This is a genomic window from Curtobacterium sp. Curtsp57 (assembly GCF_047324335.1).
Lineage (GTDB): Bacteria > Actinomycetota > Actinomycetes > Actinomycetales > Microbacteriaceae > Curtobacterium.
On the sequence record NZ_CP168511.1, the window covers coordinates 1747489 to 1762676 of the forward strand.

The window sequence follows — 15188 nt, forward strand, 5'->3', positions numbered from 1 at the left end:
CGGTAGGCTGATCGGGTGCGAATCCTCGTCCTCGGTTCCGGTGCCCGCGAGCACGCGATCATCACGGCGCTCCTGGCAGAACAGGCCGGCCACGTCATCACAGCGGCGCCGGGCAACGCCGGCATCGCCGCCGACGTCGAGACCGTGTCGCTCGACCCGACGAACGGGCCCCTCGTCGCCGAGTACGCGATCGAGAACGGCATCGAACTCGTCGTGGTCGGTCCGGAAGCGCCGCTCATCGCCGGTGTCGCGGACCCCGTCCGCACCCGCGGCATCCCGGTCTTCGGGCCGAGCAAGGCCGCGGCAGCGCTCGAAGGATCGAAGGCCTTCGCCAAGCGCATCATGTCGGCGGCGAACGTGCCGACGGGCCGCCCGGTCTCCGCAGGCACCATCGACGAAGCCGTCGCCGCCATCGACGAACTCGGCGCACCCCACGTCGTCAAGGCCGACGGGCTCGCCGCCGGCAAGGGCGTCCTCGTCACCGACGACCGTCAGGCCGCCATCGACCACGCGACCTACTGGCTCCAGCACGGCCCGATCGTGGTCGAGGAGTTCCTCGACGGCGAAGAGGTCTCGCTGTTCTTCCTCAGCGACGGTCACGACGTCCGCGCGCTCAGCCCCGCACAGGACTACAAGCGTCTCGGCGACGGCGACGTCGGTCCGAACACCGGCGGCATGGGCGCGTACTCGCCGCTGCCGTGGCTCGCCGACCGATGGGGCTCAGAAGCCGCCTTCGTGGCAGAGGTCGCCGACCTCGTCGCACTCCCCACGGTCCGCCGACTCGAGCACGAGGGCACGCCGTTCGTCGGGCTCCTCTACTGCGGGCTCATCGTCACCGAGCAGGGCGTCCGCGTCATCGAGTTCAACGCGCGCTTCGGCGATCCGGAGACCCAGGTGGTCCTCCCCCGCCTCGCGACCCCGCTCAGCGCGCTGATGCTGGCGGCCGCGACGGGGCAGCTCGGCGGCGCCCCGGAGCCCGAGTTCCGCGACGACGCCGCGGTGACGGTGGTCCTCGCCAGCCAGGGCTACCCCGAGAACCCGCAGACCGGCCGTCCGATCTCCGGCATCGACGCGGCGAACGCCCGAGACGGCGTCGCCGTGCTGCACGCCGCGACGGGCCTGCTGGACGGCGACCTCGTCGCGACGGGCGGGCGCGTGCTCAGCGTCGTCGCCACCGGCTCCGACTTCGCCGAAGCCCGCGACCGTGCCTACGCCGGCCTGCACGACATCACGCTCGACGGTGCCCAGTTCCGCACCGACATCGCCGCGAAGGTCACCCGATGAGCGCGCCCGCGGTCGACGGCTGGCAGCACGTCTCCTCCGGCAAGGTCCGCGAGCTCTACGTCCCGGCCGACACCGCCTCGGTCGCCACCGCGACCGAGCTGCTCCTCGTCGCGTCGGATCGCGTCAGCGCGTACGACTTCGCACTCGAGCCGCCGATCCCCGGCAAGGGCGAGCTCCTCACGCGCCTGTCCCGGTTCTGGTTCACCCAGCTCGGCGACGTCCCGAACCACCTGCTGACCCCGACGGCGACCAGCACGCCGGTGCCCGACTCGGTGGCCTCCCGCTCGATGCACGTCATGCCCCTGCGGATGTTCCCCGTCGAGTGCGTCGTCCGCGGCTACCTCGTCGGCAGCGGCTGGGTGGAGTACCAGGAGTCGGGCAGCGTCTGCGGCGTGCCGCTCCCCGCCGGGCTCTCGAACGGCGACCGGCTGCCGGAGCCGATCTACACGCCCGCGTACAAGGCGCCACAGGGCGAGCACGACGAGAACATCTCGTTCGAGCGGACCGTCGAGCTCGTCGGCGCCGAGGTCGCGACGCAGCTCAGGGACCGCTCGCTGCACGTCTACTCCGAGGCGGCGGCGATCGCCCTCGAGCGCGGCGTCATCATCGCGGATACCAAGTTCGAGTTCGGGCACGACGCCGACGGTCAGATCCGCATCGGGGACGAGGTCCTGACGAGCGACTCCAGCCGCTACTGGGACGCCACGACCTACGCCGAGGGCAACCGCACCGATTCGTTCGACAAGCAGATCGTGCGCGACTGGCTCAGCGCCAACTGGGACAAGCAGGGCACGCCGCCGGTCCTCCCCGACGAGATCGTCGAGCGCACGGCCGCCCGCTACCGCGAGCTCATCGAGCGCCTCGGCGCCTGACCGCGCCCGTCCGCCAGGGCTGCCCGTCGCGCGTCAGGCGTCGCGGGAGAGCACGACGACGGTGAGGTCGTCGCCCGGGTCGTGCGACGCCGCGCGCGCCCGCACCCGCTCGAGGAACTCCTGCGACGACCCGGACGCACGGTAGACGCCGCCGAGCCTCGAGAGCGACGCGAGCGTGGAGTCGAAGAGCTCGAGCGCCCCGTCGCTGACCACGATGAGCGTGTCACCCGGCTCGAGCAGCAGGGAGCCCGTCGAACGCGGAACCCCGGACGGGTGCAGGCCGATCGGCAGGTCGAGCGACCGGTGGATCGTCTCGGTGCCGTCGGCGTGCAGCTGCAGCACGAGCCCGTGGCCGGCATCGACCGAGTCGAGTCGGCCGGACGCCGGGTCGAGCCGTCCGTGGAACAGCGTGGCGAACGACGACGCGCGACCGAGCTCCGGCGCGACCTGGGCCTCGACCCCGGCGATCGCCGCCGACGGCTCGGCGGTACCGCGGGCGAGCACGGCCCCGCGGATGCCGGCGGCGAGGAGCCCGGCCGACATGCCCTTCCCCATCACGTCCGCGACGGTCACGTACAGCGCACCATCCGACACGTGCCACTCGTGGAAGTCCCCGGAGACGACGCCGTGCGGCACCGACAGCCCGGAGACCGCGTAGCCGGGCACCGACACCTCCCGCGGGGACAGCCCGGCGAGCACCGATCGCATCCGGTCCTCGTCCGCGCCGGCTGCGAGCTCGCGCTCCGCCCAGGTCCCGAGCTCCTCGAGCAGGGCGAGGTCGTCGGCGCCGAGCGTCCGCGGCGTCGGGTCGATGAGGCAGAGGGTGCCGACCTTGAGGGCGTCGCTCCCGACGCGCAGCGGGACGCCGGCGTAGAACCGGACGTTCGGGTCGCTGGTGACCATCGGCAGGTCCGCGTAGCGCGGGTCGGCCTGTGCATCGGGGACGAGGACCGGCCCGTCCTGCCCGAGCGTGCGCCCGCAGAACGTGTCCTCGAGCGGGATGAACGGGTCGAACCGCGCTTCGATCTGCTGCGACTTCAGGAGCAGGTGGGTCTCACCGGCGAGGTTGAGGAACGACCCGGAGACGCCGAAGGCCTCTCGTGCGATGCGGGTGATCCGCTCGAACCGCTCCTCGGCGCTGCCGTTCACCACGTCGAGCGCGGCGAGGAGCGCCCCGCGACGCACGGCTTCCGATGCGGAGTCGGGCCTCAGGGTCGTCGCGGTCTCACCGGTCATGCACCAACGCTAACGCGCCTTCCGGACATCGCCTGTCCCCCGTCCTGTGGACCAATGCCCCCAGTGCACGGGACAGGCAGCGCACGGGACACCCGTGACGGATGTCACGGTCGATCCGTGACGCCCGGCAGAGGCACGGGGCGCCCGCCCGCACGACGCTGGGGTCATGGACAGCACACCAGTCATCCAGCTGAGCGGTCTCCGCAAGCGCTTCGGCGCCGTGACCGCGGTCGACGGCATCGACCTCACGATCCGTCCGGGCGAGGTCGTCGCCCTCCTCGGTCCGAACGGCGCCGGCAAGACCACCACGGTCGACCTCGCCCTCGGACTCTCCACGCCGACCTCCGGCTCGGTCCGGCTCTTCGGCGAGGACCCCCGCGCCGCCGTCGTCGACGGGCGGGTTGGCGCGATGCTGCAGGGTGGTGCGCTGCTCCCCGACATGACCGTCCGGGACATCGTCGCGCTGGTCGGCGCCGCCCACAGGAACCCGATGCCCGTCGACGAGGCGCTCCGTCGCGCACGGTGCACGGAGATCGCGGGTCGCCGGGTGAACAAGCTGTCCGGCGGGCAGCTCCAGCGCGCACGCTTCGCGGTCGCCGTGGTCTCCGACCCCGACCTGCTCGTGCTCGACGAGCCGACCGCGGCGATGGACGTCGAGGCGAGGCACGTGTTCTGGTCGTCGATGCGCGAGTTCACGGACGCCGGGCGCACGGTGGTGTTCGCCACGCACTACCTCGACGAGGCCGACACCTTCGCCGATCGCATCGTCATCATGCGATCGGGTCGCGTGGTCGCCGACGGCACGCCGTCCGAGATCAAGGCGATCGCCGCGACCCGCACGATCCGCTTCGGCGGGGTGCAGGAGTCCGCGCACGTCGCGCTCCGCGGTCTGCCGGGCACGGTCGGACTGGAGGCCCGTCACGGCTCCGTCACGCTCCGCACCGACCGTTCGGACCAGACGCTCAGAGCCCTCCTCGCCTCGTTCCCGGAGGCGCACGACATCGAGGTGGTCGCCTCCACGATGGACGACGCCTTCCTCGCCCTCACCGCAGACCAGCCAGACCAGCCAGGAGTCAGCGCATGACCACCACCGCCGCGGCGATCGCCGCCCCGCTCCCCAACACCGCCGTCCGCGGACGCATGCCGATCCGGTACGTGCTCCTCGAGACGAAGCGCCAGATGCGCAACGTCCGCGCGATGGTGTTCACGTTCGCCGTCCCGGTCGTCATGCTCCTCGTCTTCGGGGCCGCCTACGGCTCGACGAAGGACCCCACGACGGGGCTGCAGTACCTCGTCGTAACGACGCTCCAGATGGCCGCGTACGGCGCGATGATGGCGGCACTCAGCCAGGCGTTCGCGATCGTCAACGAACGCTCGATCGGCTGGAACCGCCAGCTCCGGGTGACGCCGCTGTCCGGCTGGGGGTTCCTGGTGTCGAAGGTCATCGCCGCAATGGCGTTCGCCGCGATCTCGATCACGATCACGACGCTCGTCTCCGTGCTCGCGCTCGGAGCGTCGCTCGACCCGATGCGCTGGCTCGCCGCCGGGTTCGGGATCTGGTGCGGCGTCGTGCCGTTCGCCCTCATCGCGATCCTGATCGGGCAGTTCGCGAAGCCGACCTTCGCGCAGCCGCTGTTCATGGTCGTGTTCATGGGCCTGGCGATCCTCGGCGGGCTGTGGGTCCCGCTGTCGATCATGCCGAGCTGGATGGGCGGCGTCGCGCACCTGCTGCCGTCGTACTGGCTCAACCGCATCGGGCAGATGGGCGCGGGGGCCACGGGGACGAGCGGCATGCTCGAACCGGCGCTCGTGCTCCTCGGCTGGGCGATCGTCCTGGGGGCCGTCATCATGTGGCGCTACCGCCGCGACGCGGCGCGCCAGTGATGATGTGCCGGTGATGACGTGCCGGTGACGCTGCGCTCTACGCTGGCCGACATGGACCAGGCGACCGGGACGGCGGAGGCACGGGGCGCGGCGGACGCGCACCGGGCCTCCCGTCCGCGTCCCGACCGGTCCTTCCCGTGGGCCGTCGCACCGGGGCCGACCGACGACGAGGTCCGGGTCGCGCGGAAGCGCTGGTACGGCGGCGCCGTCTTCGGGCTGCTCTGGCAGGCGCTGCTCGTCGTCGCGGTGTGGACGAACGGCGGGTCCGTCGCCGACCGCGTCGTGGCGACGGCAGCGCTGCTCTGCTTCTACGCGGCGTACATGCTCGTCCCGGAGCTGCTGTGGCGCCGTTCCCTGTCGTTCCGCGTGGTGGTGCTCGCGGGCATGGCGCTCCTCGCCGGGCTGCTCCTCGTCCCGGTGGGACCGGCCGCGGTGTGGTCGTGGCTGCTCGTCGTCGCGCTCTGCGGGTTCGTCGCGGCGCGGCTCTGGCTCGTCGTCGTCATGGTGGCGGCGGTGTGCCTCGCGGAGTTCGCCGTCGTGACCGCCATCGGCTGGAGCACGGCCGCGGCGAACGGCATCCTCTTCGCACCCGTCGTGACGGTGTCCATCGGGGCGTCGATGCTGTTCTTCGGGCGGCAGCGCGAAGCCGAGGACCGGCTGGGGGTCGCCCAGGACGAGATCACCCGGCTCGCCGTGGTCGAGGAACGCGCCAGGTTCTCCCGCGACCTGCACGACGTCCTCGGGCACTCGCTGACCGTCGTCGCGATGAAGTCCGAGCTCGCCGCACGCCTCGTCGACGTCGACACCGAGCGCGCGAAGACCGAGATGCAGGACGTCGAACGACTCGCCCGCGAGGCGCTCCAGGGGCTGCGGCAGGCGGTCAGCGGCTACCGCGAGGCGTCGCTCGGCGCCGAGCTCGTCTCCGCCCGCGCGGCGCTGTCCGCCGCGTCGATCAGCGGCACGGTCCCGCCGGCGTCGGACGAGACCGTCGCCGCCACCGACGTGCGGAGCCTGTTCGCCTGGGTCCTCCGCGAAGGCGTGACGAACGTCATCCGGCACGCATCGGCGTCGACCGTCCGCATCACGCTCACCCGCACCGCGCTCACGATCGAGGACGACGGCACCGGCCTGCTCGCGGTCCCGGCCGGCGGGCCGGTGCCCGCCGCCGGTCCGGTGCTCGGCGGCAACGGCCTGCGGGGGCTCCACGAACGCGCCGACGCCGTGGGGGCGACGATCACCACCGGCACCAGCGACCTCGGCGGCTTCCGGCTCCGGGTCGAGCGAGGACGACGATGACCGAACCGATCCGGGTGCTCCTCGCCGACGACCAGGCGCTCGTCCGGGGAGCGCTGGCGTCCCTGCTGTCCCTCGAGCGCGACATCGACGTCGTGGCGCAGGTGGCCAGGGGCGACGAGGTCCTCGACGCCGCACGTGCATCAGGTGCCACCGTCGCCCTGCTCGACGTCGAGATGCCCGGGGCCGACGGACTCACCGCCGCTGCCCAGCTCGCCGCGTCGCTGCCCTCGTGCCGGTCGCTCATCGTCACCACGTTCGGGCGTCCCGGGTACCTCCGACGCGCGCTCGAGTCCGGCGCCTCCGGCTTCGTCGTCAAGGACACCCCCGCCGAACAGCTCGCCGACGCCGTCCGCCGGGTCGCCGGTGGGTTCCGTGTGGTCGACCCGGTGCTCGCGGCCGAGTCCCTCGCCGCCGGACCGTCGCCGCTGACCCCGCGGGAGACCGACGTGCTCATCGCGTTCCGCACGGCACCGACCGTCGCCGGGGTCGCGGGGGCGCTGCACCTGTCCGAGGGCACCGTGCGGAACCACCTCTCGGCGGCGATCGGGAAGACCGCGGCGCGGAACGCCACCGAGGCGCTGCGGGTCGCCGCCGACAACGGGTGGTTGCTCGGGTCGCGCTCCGGCTCGGGCTCGGGCTCGGGCTCGGCATCCGCTCGCTGACGCCTAGGCTGGTGGGGTGTTCCGCCGCTCCGTACCCGCTGCCCTCGTCCTGGGTCTCGCGGCAGCCATGACCCTCACGGGGTGCGGCGCCCAGGACTCCACCGGTCGCATCTCCGTCACGGTGTCCGGCAACGAGGCGGACCACCCGTACGAGGTGCAGGTCTCCGTGCCGAACGGCCGGATCGCTGCGCACCAGCGGGTCTTCCCGGGCGGCACGGTCGACTTCGCCGGCGTCGCCGTGGGCAAGGTCACCGTCCACGCGGACGAGCTCTGCCCGCAGGAGGCCACCGTGCACAGCGGCGAGGTCACCGACGTCACGCTGACGTCCAGCGGTTGCTGACCGCCCTCAGGCACGGTCGCGCGGCTCCGACCGCACCAGGGTCTCGTGCGGGCTCTCCCCGAAGCGCTCCCGGTACGCGGCAGCGAACCGCCCGAGGTGCGCGAACTGCCACTTCCCCGCGACGTCCCGCACCGTCACCACACCGCGCGCCGGACGCGCGAGGAGTTCCAGGTGCACCCGGTCGAGTCGCACCTCGCGGAGGTACCGCATCGGCGTCACGTCGAGGGTCCGGCGGAACAGGTCCTGCACGCCGCGCTCGCTGAGCCCCGCTGCCTGTGCGAGGTCACCGACCGCGATGTCGTCTCCGGCGTGGTCGTGGACGAACCGCACGGCACGACGGAGTCGGTTCTCGACGTCGGCACGGGAGCGGGTGAACGTCGAGAGCACGACCCGGGCGACCCGGCGGTTCACCGCGCGCCGCTCGGCATCGGGCAGCTCCGGGTCGAGGATCTGCGAGGTCAGCTCCCGCAGCAGGGTCCGGAGCGGCTCGAGTCGCACGTCGGAGGCATCGGGCTGGACGAACTCACCGGGTTCGGGATCGCCGACGTCCTCTCCTCGTGCGGCCACCGCGGCGAGGAACGCCGGCGAGAGGTGGAGCAGGGTCATCCGGCTCGCGTCCGTGTCGAACGCGTACGCGACGGGCGCGGAGAGCATGAGCGGCCGTCCCGGTCCGACCTCCCACCGGTCACCGGAGTCGGCGGTCACGACGGCGTGCCCGTCGGCGAGCCAGAACAGCACGTGCGTCGGTCGGGGCCCGATGGTGCCGGCCTGGGGACCGCTCGTCCCGATCCGCCGGAGCATGACGTCGTCGTCGCCACCCGTGACGTACTCGAATGGGTCCTGGTCCGCCAATCGCCGACCTCCCGTCCGCAGAGTCCGAGGGAACGCTACCGGATCAGCCCGCGTCCGGCACCTGGTCCCATTCGTCGCCGTACCGGGACAGCACCGACCACCGGTTCGCCGGCCAGGTGATGACGAACGCCCGCCCGACCACGTCCGACTCGGGGACCGTCCCGTGCACGCGGGAGTCGGCGGAGTCGTAGCGGTTGTCGCCCATCACCCAGATCTGCCCGGCCGGGACCTTCTCGGTGAAGTCCTGGCCGGAGACCCGGTTCGAGCCGCTTTGCAGCACCACGTAGGGCTCGTCGACCGCGTGTCCGTTGACCTGCAGCCGGCCATCGGCATCGCAGCACGACACGGTGTCGCCTGGGAGCCCGATGACGCGCTTGATGAGGTCGTCGCCCATGCCGGGGCCGAGCCACCCGCCCGGGTCCTGGAACACGACGACGTCCCCGCGCTGCAGGCCGACCGCCTTCGGCACGAGTTCGTTCACGAGCACCCGGTCACCCACCAGGAGCGTGTTCTCCATCGATGCCGAGGGGATGTAGAACGAGCGCACCAGGTACGCCTTCACGAGGAACGAGGCGAGCAGCGCCGCGACGACGATGATCACCAGGTCCCGCAGGAACTTCCACCCGGGGCGCTTCCGCTCGGTCGACGTCTCACTCAATGCGTCAGCACCACCTTCACGAGTCCGATCACGAAGGCGACCGCGGCGAGCACGATGCCGCCCCAGAGCCCGAGGAACGTCGGACGCTTCCCACTGAACCGCTGCATGAAGACGCCGACCATGCCGATGCGCACGACCAGGATGACGAGCGCGGCGGTCTGCGCCCACTGCGCCGGGATCCACCCGACCCAGGCCGCGGCGTAGAGCACGGCGGGGATGAGCCCGGACGTCGCGATCGGGTTCGCGTTGCGCACGATCGTCACGACGGACTCCCGGCGTGCGTCGTCGTCCGTCTCGTCGTCGCCGATCCCGTGCGCGACGAGGTGCGAGAGCACGTGCGCCAGGTAGGTCAGCACCGCGGTCGCGAGGACGGCCCAGACCGCCGAACCGTGGTGGATCGCTGCGGGGTCGACGGCGATCGCCGCGGCGAGGACCGTGATGTTGCCGTAGATGTACGACGACATCCGGTCGCGCATCTGCTCGACGGGGAACGCCCCCCGGTCCGGTCGACGACCGCGGACACGGTCGGGCGCGCGGCCGCGGTCGCGCGCGGGTCGTGAGCGGGGCATCCCACCATCTTGGCCCTGTCGGGGTGCACCTCGCCGACAGGACGCCGAGTGCGATGCCCATTTGGTTGACGCGTCAACCAAATGGGCGCACACTGAACCCATGCACACGCAGGACCTCCTCGCCGCCGACACCGGGATGGGTGCCGTCACCCTCCGCGTCGCGGACCTCGACCGGATGATCGGCTACTACCGCGAGGGCATCGGCCTGTCGCTCTTCTCGAACGAGGGCGGCGTCGCCGTGCTCGGTCGGGGCACCACGCCGATCGTCGTCCTCGAGCACGCGCCCGCCATGCAGCACGCCGGACCGCACGAGGCCGGCCTGTTCCACACCGCGATCCTCTTCGACAGTCGCGCGGACCTGGCGGCTGCGCTGTACTCCGTCGCGACGAAGTACCCGCAGACGTTCACCGGCAGCGCCGACCACCTCGTGAGCATCGCGTTCTACTGCGCTGATCCCGAGGGCAACGGCGTCGAGCTCTACTGGGACCGGGACCGCACCGCGTGGTCGTGGACGCACGGCATGGTCGACATGGACACGAAGTACGTCGACCCGAACGCGTTCCTGCAGGAGCACCTGACGTCGACCGGGCTGTCCGACGCCGGAGCACGTCCGGCCCGAGTGGGACACGTGCACCTGTCCGTCGGGGACGTCGCATCGGCGCGGGCGTTCTACGTCGACACGCTCGGCTTCGAGACCACCGCGGGCTGGGGCGAGGCACTGTTCGTCAGCGCGGGCGGCTACCACCACCACATGGCGATGAACACGTGGAACTCCCGCGGCGCCGGACGCCGGCAGCTCGCGCTCGGGCTGGGGCTCGTGCGGATCGAGGTCCCGGCCGCGGACGACCTCGGCGCGCTGGTCGCCCGGATGCGGGACACCGGCGTGCAGACCGCCGACGACGGCCGCACGGTCGCGTTCGAGGACCCCTGGGCCAACCGCATCGAGGTCACGGCCCCCGGTCGCGGCTGACCCGCGCGGCCGGCCCGCCGCGCGGCCGGACCCCGCTGTCCGCCAAAGCGACAGAACGCCGCCGAACTTCTCCGCGAATCTGTCGCTTTCGCGGACTGCACTCGCTCGGGTCGCGCAAGAGTGTCGCTTTGGCGGAGCACACCAGCCCGCCCCGCCACCCGCCGCCGCCCGCTGCCGCCCCCGCCCAGCCGCCCGCCCCGCCCGGGCGGCGGCAGGCAGGATGGAACCATGAGTGACGACATCCGATGGGAGGTGGTCGAGGAGAGCACGCTGACGCTCCCCGACCACGAGGCGGTAGCGGCGATGCTGGGGCAGGCGTTCCCGGACTGGTCGCACTGGTACGTGGGCGGCCGGAGCTGGTCCGGCATGCAGCCCGAACGCCGGGTGATCGCACGCGACACGGACGGGGTCGTCCTGGCACACGTCGGGATCCGCCGCATGTACATCACGGTCGGCGGCGAGGACGTCCTCGTCGGGGACACCGGCCTCGTCGCCGTGGCACCCCGCCTGCAGGGAACGGGTGTCGGCCGCGAACTCATGGAGCGCGCGCACGCCGTCCTCGACGGACTCCGCGTCCCCTACGGCTTCCTCGGCGCCGGCGAGAACCGCATCCCGTTCTACGCGAAGCTCGGCTGGCACGAGTTCCCCGACGCGGTGGGCACCTTCTCGGCGTTCACCGCCGAGGGCGCCGGCATCTCGAACACCGAGCAGGGCGGCTGGATGGTGCGGCCGGTGGCCGCAGCACTCGAAGACTGGCCGGCCGGAGACATCTGGCTGAACGGCCAGCAGGTCTAGCGGCTCCTGCGCAGCAGGACGACAAGTGCGCACGCGCCCGCGTGTGCACTTGTCGGCAAGGCGCGGAGGTGCTCGAGACGCACCCAACAGACGGACGGGAGGCACGGTGCCAGCTGGCACCGTGCCTCCCGTCCGTCTCGTGGGGACCGGGGACTACGCCTCGACCGCGACCGCCTCCGGGTCCTCGTTGGATCCCGGCGCGCTCGGCACGACGGCGGCCCGCACGCGCGCACCCAGGTCGGCGTCGACGTTGGTCCAGTACTGGAACACCCGCTCGCGCAGGTCGTCGCGCGTCACCTTCGCGACGTGCCCGGCGATGTTGCCGACGAGCCGCTCGCGGGCTTCGTCGTCGAGGACCTCACGGACGAGCGTGCCGGCCTGGCCGAAGTCGTCGTCCTCGGGGTGGAGCGTCGCGGCCGCGCGCTGCAGCGTGCCGTCGGACTCCCAGCCGGGGGTCTCGTCGGTCGCGTTCGGGTCGGCGTGCGCCCCGCCGAGCGAGTTCGGTGCGTACACCGGGACCTCGGCCTTCTGGAAGTCGAAGCGCATGGCGCCGTCCTTCGAGTACGAGTGCACCTCGTTCTTCGGGGCGTTCACCGGCAGCTGCTGGTAGTTCGTGCCGACGCGGTAGCGGTGCGCGTCCGCGTAGCTGAAGATGCGCGCGAGGAGCATCTTGTCCGGGCTCGCGGCGATGCCGGGCACGAAGTTCGACGGCGCGAACGTCGCCTGTTCGATCTGCGCGAAGTAGTTCTCCGGGTTGCGGTTGAGCTCCATCGTGCCGACCTCGATGAGCGGGTAGTCGGCGTGCGGCCACACCTTCGTCACGTCGAACGGGTTGAAGCGGTACGTGGCGGCGTCCTCGTAGGGCATGATCTGCACCTTGAGCGTCCAGCGCGGGTTGTCGCCGCGCTTGATCGCCTCGTACAGGTCGCGGGTGTGGAAGTCCGCGTCCTCACCGGCGATCCGCTCGGAGTCCTCCTGCGTCAGGGTCTTGTGCCCCTGCTCGGAGATGAAGTGGTACTTGATCCAGGAGCGCTCGCCCTCGGCGTTGATCCACTGGAACGTGTGCGAGCCGTAGCCGTTCATCGTGCGCCAGCTCGCCGGCAGGCCGCGGTCGCCCATCAGCCAGGTCACCTGGTGCGCCGACTCGGGCGACAGCGTCCAGAAGTCCCACTGCATGTCGTGGTTGCGGAGGTTCGTGTGCGGCAGGCGCTTCTGCGACCGGATGAAGTCCGGGAACTTGATGCCGTCGCGGATGAAGAACACCGGGGTGTTGTTGCCAACGAGGTCGTAGTTGCCCTCTTCGGTGTAGAACTTCAGCGCGAAGCCGCGGGGGTCGCGCCAGGTGTCCGGGGACCCCTGCTCGCCGGCGACGGTCGAGAAGCGTGCGAGCATCTCGGTCTGCTTGCCCGGCTGCAGGAACGCGGCGCGGGTGTACTTGCTCACGTCGTTCGTGACGGTGAAGGTACCGAAGGCGCCGCCGCCCTTGGCGTGGACGACGCGCTCCGGCACACGCTCCCGGTTGAACTGGGCGAGCTTCTCGACCAGGTAGTGGTCGTGGAGCGCGAGGGGGCCGTCGGCACCGACACCCATGGAGTGCTGGTCGCTCGAGACGGGCGCGCCGCTGTTGGTCGTGGTCGTGGGGGTGCCGGTCGGCGTGTTCTCTTCGGACACGGTTCCTCCTTGGTGGAACGGTTGGTTCGGTCAGGGATGCTCGGGTTGTCTGTGGGGCGGGTGGACCGCCTGGCGCGTACTGCGCGCGTCGGGCCGCTCGCGGGTCGGGTTCAGGCCATGACGGTCGTGGCGTCATCACGCTCAGCCGCTGCGCACCCCTCGCAGATCCCCCAGTAGGTGACCTCTGCGGTGGTGACGGCGAAGCCGTGCGTGTCGGACGGCGTGAGGCACGGCGAGTGGCCGACGGCGCAGTCGACGTCCTCGATCGCGCCGCACATCGTGCACACGATGTGGTGGTGGTTGTCACCGGTGCGCCGCTCGTAGCGCGCAGGGCTGCCCGCCGGCTCGATGCGACGGACGAGTCCGACGCCGGTGAGCGCCGCGAGCACGCCGTAGACCGCCTGGTGGCTGGTCGTGGGCAACTCGGCGGTCAGCGCTGTGACGATGTCGTCCGCTGTGGCGTGCGGCATCGTGGCGGTGGCACGGAGGACCGCGAGTCGCGGCGTCGTGACGCGCAGACCGGCGTCGCGGAGCAAGTCGGCATCGACGTCCATCACGAACCCTTCTTTTGCAGCGGTCAAGACAAGGACCACTGTACAACGAAGTCTCGCGGATGGTCACCAGGCTGGCACATTCCCGCACCGGAATACGATGTGTCACGGTTTGGTCGCGATCGCCTGGAACGGGCCTGGGAGTTGCTGATCCGCCGGTAGCGTCCCGGCATGTCCACTCAGCAGGCACTGACCAGCGTGGACGTCCGGGGGATCATCGCGAAGCGTGACCTGGTCGTCGACCTCATCCGGACGGCATGCGTCGTCCTCGTCGTCTTCGTGCACGTCACGATGGTCGGGGTCGCGGCCGACGACGCCGGTATCCGGGTCACGAGCCCACTCCAGGAACTCGACTGGTACGTCGCCGCGACCTGGATCGGCCAGGTGATGCCGCTGTTCTTCGTCGTCGGCGGGTTCGCGAGCGCCGTCGGCTGGCGGAGCACCGTCCAGCGGGGTGGGGGTCCTCGCGACTACGTGGCCACGCGGCTCGTGCGGTTGTTCCGCCCGGCGATCCCGCTCTTCCTCGTGCTGGCGATCGGGCTGGGCACCGCGACACTGCTCGGCACCCCGCGGGACCTGCTGGCGGAGGTCGCGTTCGGCATCGGGTCGCCGCTCTGGTTCCTCGCCGCGTACGGCATCACCCAGTGCTGCGTCCCCCTGATGGCACGGCTGCACGAGCGGTCACCGTGGGCGACGCTCGCCGGACTCCTCGTCCTCGCGGCCGCGGTCGACGGTGTCCGACTGGCCACCGGGGTCGCCGACGTCGGGCTCCTCAACCTGGGCCCGGTGTGGCTCTTCGCCCAGCAACTCGGGTTCCTGTGGGCCGACGGGTGGTTCGCCCGACGCTCGAAGCTGCTGCTGCTCGGCGTCGCCGCGGCCGCCTACGCGGTGCTCGTCCCGATGACCTCGCTCGGGCTCTGGGCGCCCGACATGCTGCAGGACCTCAACCCGCCGATGCTGCCGCTGGCGTTCCTGGCGATCGCGCAGGCCTGCCTCGTCCAGCTCGTGCACGCGCCCCTCACCCGGCTGATGCGCACCCGGGCGGCGCAGGGCGCCGTCTTCGTGCTCGGTCGCGACGGCATGGCGATCTACCTCTGGCACCTGCCGCTGTTCATCGCGCTGAACGGGATCGCGCTGTTCATCGGCGTGCCGTTCCCCGACCCGGGATCGGCGACGTGGTGGGCGACCCGGGCGATCGCACTCGTCGTGGTGCTCGCCGCCGCACTCGGGGTCGCCAGGGGCCTCCGCCGGTTCGACCGCCCGCTCCCCCGGCTGGTCCCCGGTTCGGACCGTCCCGCGTGGCCGGTGATCGCCCTGGCCGTGCTCTGCACGATCGGACCGGCGTTCGCGGTCATGCAGCTGCACCTGTCGTTCTGGCTCGCTGCCGTCGGCGCGGTGCTGATCCCGATGGGGGTGTGGTGCCTGTCGCGGACGGTCCCCGCCGTCGGGGTCCGGCGTATCTGAACCGGTTCTCACCGCATCCGACCATCCGTGCCGGAAGACCGGGTCGAGGATGATCCTGCAGCGCGATCCGCAGGAGGCACCCCA

The 15188-nt window shown here is 71.6% G+C and carries 16 protein-coding genes; 10 read left to right on the forward strand and 6 right to left on the reverse strand.

Features of this window, described 5'->3' with window-relative positions; genetic code table 11:
* The first annotated feature begins 15 nt into the window (after positions 1 to 15).
* A complete protein-coding gene (purD, locus tag ACEN9V_RS08265) occupies positions 16 to 1284 on the forward strand; it encodes a phosphoribosylamine--glycine ligase (protein WP_413602839.1) in 1269 nt (422 codons plus the stop codon).
* On the forward strand, positions 1281 to 2156 hold the full coding sequence (locus ACEN9V_RS08270) for a phosphoribosylaminoimidazolesuccinocarboxamide synthase (protein ID WP_402728130.1): 876 nt from the start codon (positions 1281 to 1283) through the stop codon (positions 2154 to 2156). Before purD ends, ACEN9V_RS08270 begins: the two co-directional genes overlap by 4 nt.
* A gap of 33 nt (positions 2157 to 2189) precedes the next feature.
* Here ACEN9V_RS08270 and ACEN9V_RS08275 read toward each other — a convergent pair whose 3' ends face one another.
* Positions 2190 to 3392: a PP2C family protein-serine/threonine phosphatase gene (locus ACEN9V_RS08275; protein ID WP_413602840.1), complete on the reverse strand. Its 1203-nt coding sequence runs from the start codon at positions 3390 to 3392 to the stop codon at positions 2190 to 2192.
* 166 nt (positions 3393 to 3558) lie between these two features.
* On the opposite strand from ACEN9V_RS08275, the gene ACEN9V_RS08280 reads away from it, so the two are divergent.
* The 5 genes from ACEN9V_RS08280 to ACEN9V_RS08300 are packed head-to-tail and all read left to right on the forward strand — an operon-like array spanning position 3559 to position 7574.
* Positions 3559 to 4476 carry an ABC transporter ATP-binding protein gene (locus tag ACEN9V_RS08280; protein ID WP_413602841.1) on the forward strand — a complete coding sequence of 306 codons (918 nt, stop codon included), beginning with the start codon at positions 3559 to 3561 and terminating at the stop codon, positions 4474 to 4476.
* A complete protein-coding gene (locus ACEN9V_RS08285; protein WP_413602842.1) occupies positions 4473 to 5276 on the forward strand; it encodes an ABC transporter permease in 804 nt (267 codons plus the stop codon). Before ACEN9V_RS08280 ends, ACEN9V_RS08285 begins: the two co-directional genes overlap by 4 nt.
* A gap of 51 nt (positions 5277 to 5327) precedes the next feature.
* Positions 5328 to 6572, forward strand: a complete 1245-nt coding sequence (locus ACEN9V_RS08290) for a sensor histidine kinase (protein ID WP_413602843.1) — start codon at positions 5328 to 5330, stop codon at positions 6570 to 6572.
* Positions 6569 to 7234 (forward strand): response regulator, encoded by a 666-nt coding sequence (locus ACEN9V_RS08295; RefSeq protein WP_413602844.1) that lies wholly within the window; start codon positions 6569 to 6571, stop codon positions 7232 to 7234. The genes ACEN9V_RS08290 and ACEN9V_RS08295 overlap by 4 nt, the downstream gene beginning before the upstream one ends.
* A 16-nt stretch (positions 7235 to 7250) precedes the next feature.
* Positions 7251 to 7574, forward strand: a complete 324-nt coding sequence (locus ACEN9V_RS08300; protein WP_413602845.1) for a hypothetical protein — start codon at positions 7251 to 7253, stop codon at positions 7572 to 7574.
* A gap of 6 nt (positions 7575 to 7580) precedes the next feature.
* On the opposite strand, the gene ACEN9V_RS08305 is transcribed toward ACEN9V_RS08300, so the two are convergent.
* From ACEN9V_RS08305 to ACEN9V_RS08315, 3 genes are read right to left on the reverse strand one after another with little or no spacing between them, the layout of a single operon-like run.
* Complete coding sequence (locus ACEN9V_RS08305; RefSeq protein ID WP_413602846.1) at positions 7581 to 8426, reverse strand: helix-turn-helix transcriptional regulator; 846 nt, start codon at positions 8424 to 8426, stop codon at positions 7581 to 7583.
* 43 nt (positions 8427 to 8469) lie between these two features.
* Positions 8470 to 9084 (reverse strand): signal peptidase I, encoded by a 615-nt coding sequence (gene lepB, locus ACEN9V_RS08310; RefSeq protein WP_413602847.1) that lies wholly within the window; start codon positions 9082 to 9084, stop codon positions 8470 to 8472.
* Positions 9081 to 9653, reverse strand: a complete 573-nt coding sequence (locus ACEN9V_RS08315; RefSeq protein ID WP_413602848.1) for a hypothetical protein — start codon at positions 9651 to 9653, stop codon at positions 9081 to 9083. The genes lepB and ACEN9V_RS08315 overlap by 4 nt, the downstream gene beginning before the upstream one ends.
* Positions 9654 to 9753: 100 nt before the next feature.
* Here ACEN9V_RS08315 and ACEN9V_RS08320 point away from each other — a divergent pair, with 100 nt between their 5' ends.
* Both ACEN9V_RS08320 and ACEN9V_RS08325 read left to right on the forward strand, forming a co-directional pair.
* Positions 9754 to 10623 carry a VOC family protein gene (locus ACEN9V_RS08320; RefSeq protein ID WP_413602849.1) on the forward strand — a complete coding sequence of 290 codons (870 nt, stop codon included), beginning with the start codon at positions 9754 to 9756 and terminating at the stop codon, positions 10621 to 10623.
* A gap of 228 nt (positions 10624 to 10851) precedes the next feature.
* Positions 10852 to 11418 carry a GNAT family N-acetyltransferase gene (locus tag ACEN9V_RS08325; protein ID WP_413602850.1) on the forward strand — a complete coding sequence of 189 codons (567 nt, stop codon included), beginning with the start codon at positions 10852 to 10854 and terminating at the stop codon, positions 11416 to 11418.
* A 153-nt stretch (positions 11419 to 11571) separates the two neighbouring features.
* Here the strand turns inward: ACEN9V_RS08325 and ACEN9V_RS08330 are convergent, their stop codons facing one another.
* Together ACEN9V_RS08330 and ACEN9V_RS08335 are read right to left on the reverse strand one after the other, a co-directional pair.
* Positions 11572 to 13089 carry a catalase gene (locus ACEN9V_RS08330; RefSeq protein ID WP_413602851.1) on the reverse strand — a complete coding sequence of 506 codons (1518 nt, stop codon included), beginning with the start codon at positions 13087 to 13089 and terminating at the stop codon, positions 11572 to 11574.
* 110 nt (positions 13090 to 13199) lie between these two features.
* Entirely contained in the window at positions 13200 to 13643 is a 444-nt protein-coding gene (locus ACEN9V_RS08335) for a Fur family transcriptional regulator (RefSeq protein WP_413602852.1), read from the reverse strand.
* Between the two features lie 168 nt (positions 13644 to 13811).
* On the opposite strand from ACEN9V_RS08335, the gene ACEN9V_RS08340 reads away from it, so the two are divergent.
* Positions 13812 to 15104: an acyltransferase family protein gene (locus ACEN9V_RS08340; protein WP_413602853.1), complete on the forward strand. Its 1293-nt coding sequence runs from the start codon at positions 13812 to 13814 to the stop codon at positions 15102 to 15104.
* The last annotated feature ends 84 nt before the right edge of the window (positions 15105 to 15188 follow it).

Excerpts from the sequence above, each read along its gene's own strand:
- ACEN9V_RS08285 (WP_413602842.1), top strand. The coding sequence starts at position 4,473 with ATGACCACCACCGCCGCGGCGATCGCCGCCCCGCTCCCCAACACCGCC.
- ACEN9V_RS08295 (WP_413602844.1), top strand. The coding sequence starts at position 6,569 with ATGACCGAACCGATCCGGGTGCTCCTCGCCGACGACCAGGCGCTCGTC.
- ACEN9V_RS08320 (WP_413602849.1), top strand. The coding sequence starts at position 9,754 with ATGCACACGCAGGACCTCCTCGCCGCCGACACCGGGATGGGTGCCGTC.
- ACEN9V_RS08270 (WP_402728130.1), top strand. The coding sequence starts at position 1,281 with ATGAGCGCGCCCGCGGTCGACGGCTGGCAGCACGTCTCCTCCGGCAAG.
- ACEN9V_RS08275 (WP_413602840.1), bottom strand. The coding sequence starts at position 3,392 with ATGACCGGTGAGACCGCGACGACCCTGAGGCCCGACTCCGCATCGGAA.
- ACEN9V_RS08280 (WP_413602841.1), top strand. The coding sequence starts at position 3,559 with ATGGACAGCACACCAGTCATCCAGCTGAGCGGTCTCCGCAAGCGCTTC.
- ACEN9V_RS08325 (WP_413602850.1), top strand. The coding sequence starts at position 10,852 with ATGAGTGACGACATCCGATGGGAGGTGGTCGAGGAGAGCACGCTGACG.
- ACEN9V_RS08340 (WP_413602853.1), top strand. The coding sequence starts at position 13,812 with ATGTCCACTCAGCAGGCACTGACCAGCGTGGACGTCCGGGGGATCATC.
- ACEN9V_RS08290 (WP_413602843.1), top strand. The coding sequence starts at position 5,328 with ATGGACCAGGCGACCGGGACGGCGGAGGCACGGGGCGCGGCGGACGCG.
- ACEN9V_RS08315 (WP_413602848.1), bottom strand. The coding sequence starts at position 9,653 with ATGCCCCGCTCACGACCCGCGCGCGACCGCGGCCGCGCGCCCGACCGT.
- ACEN9V_RS08335 (WP_413602852.1), bottom strand. The coding sequence starts at position 13,643 with ATGGACGTCGATGCCGACTTGCTCCGCGACGCCGGTCTGCGCGTCACG.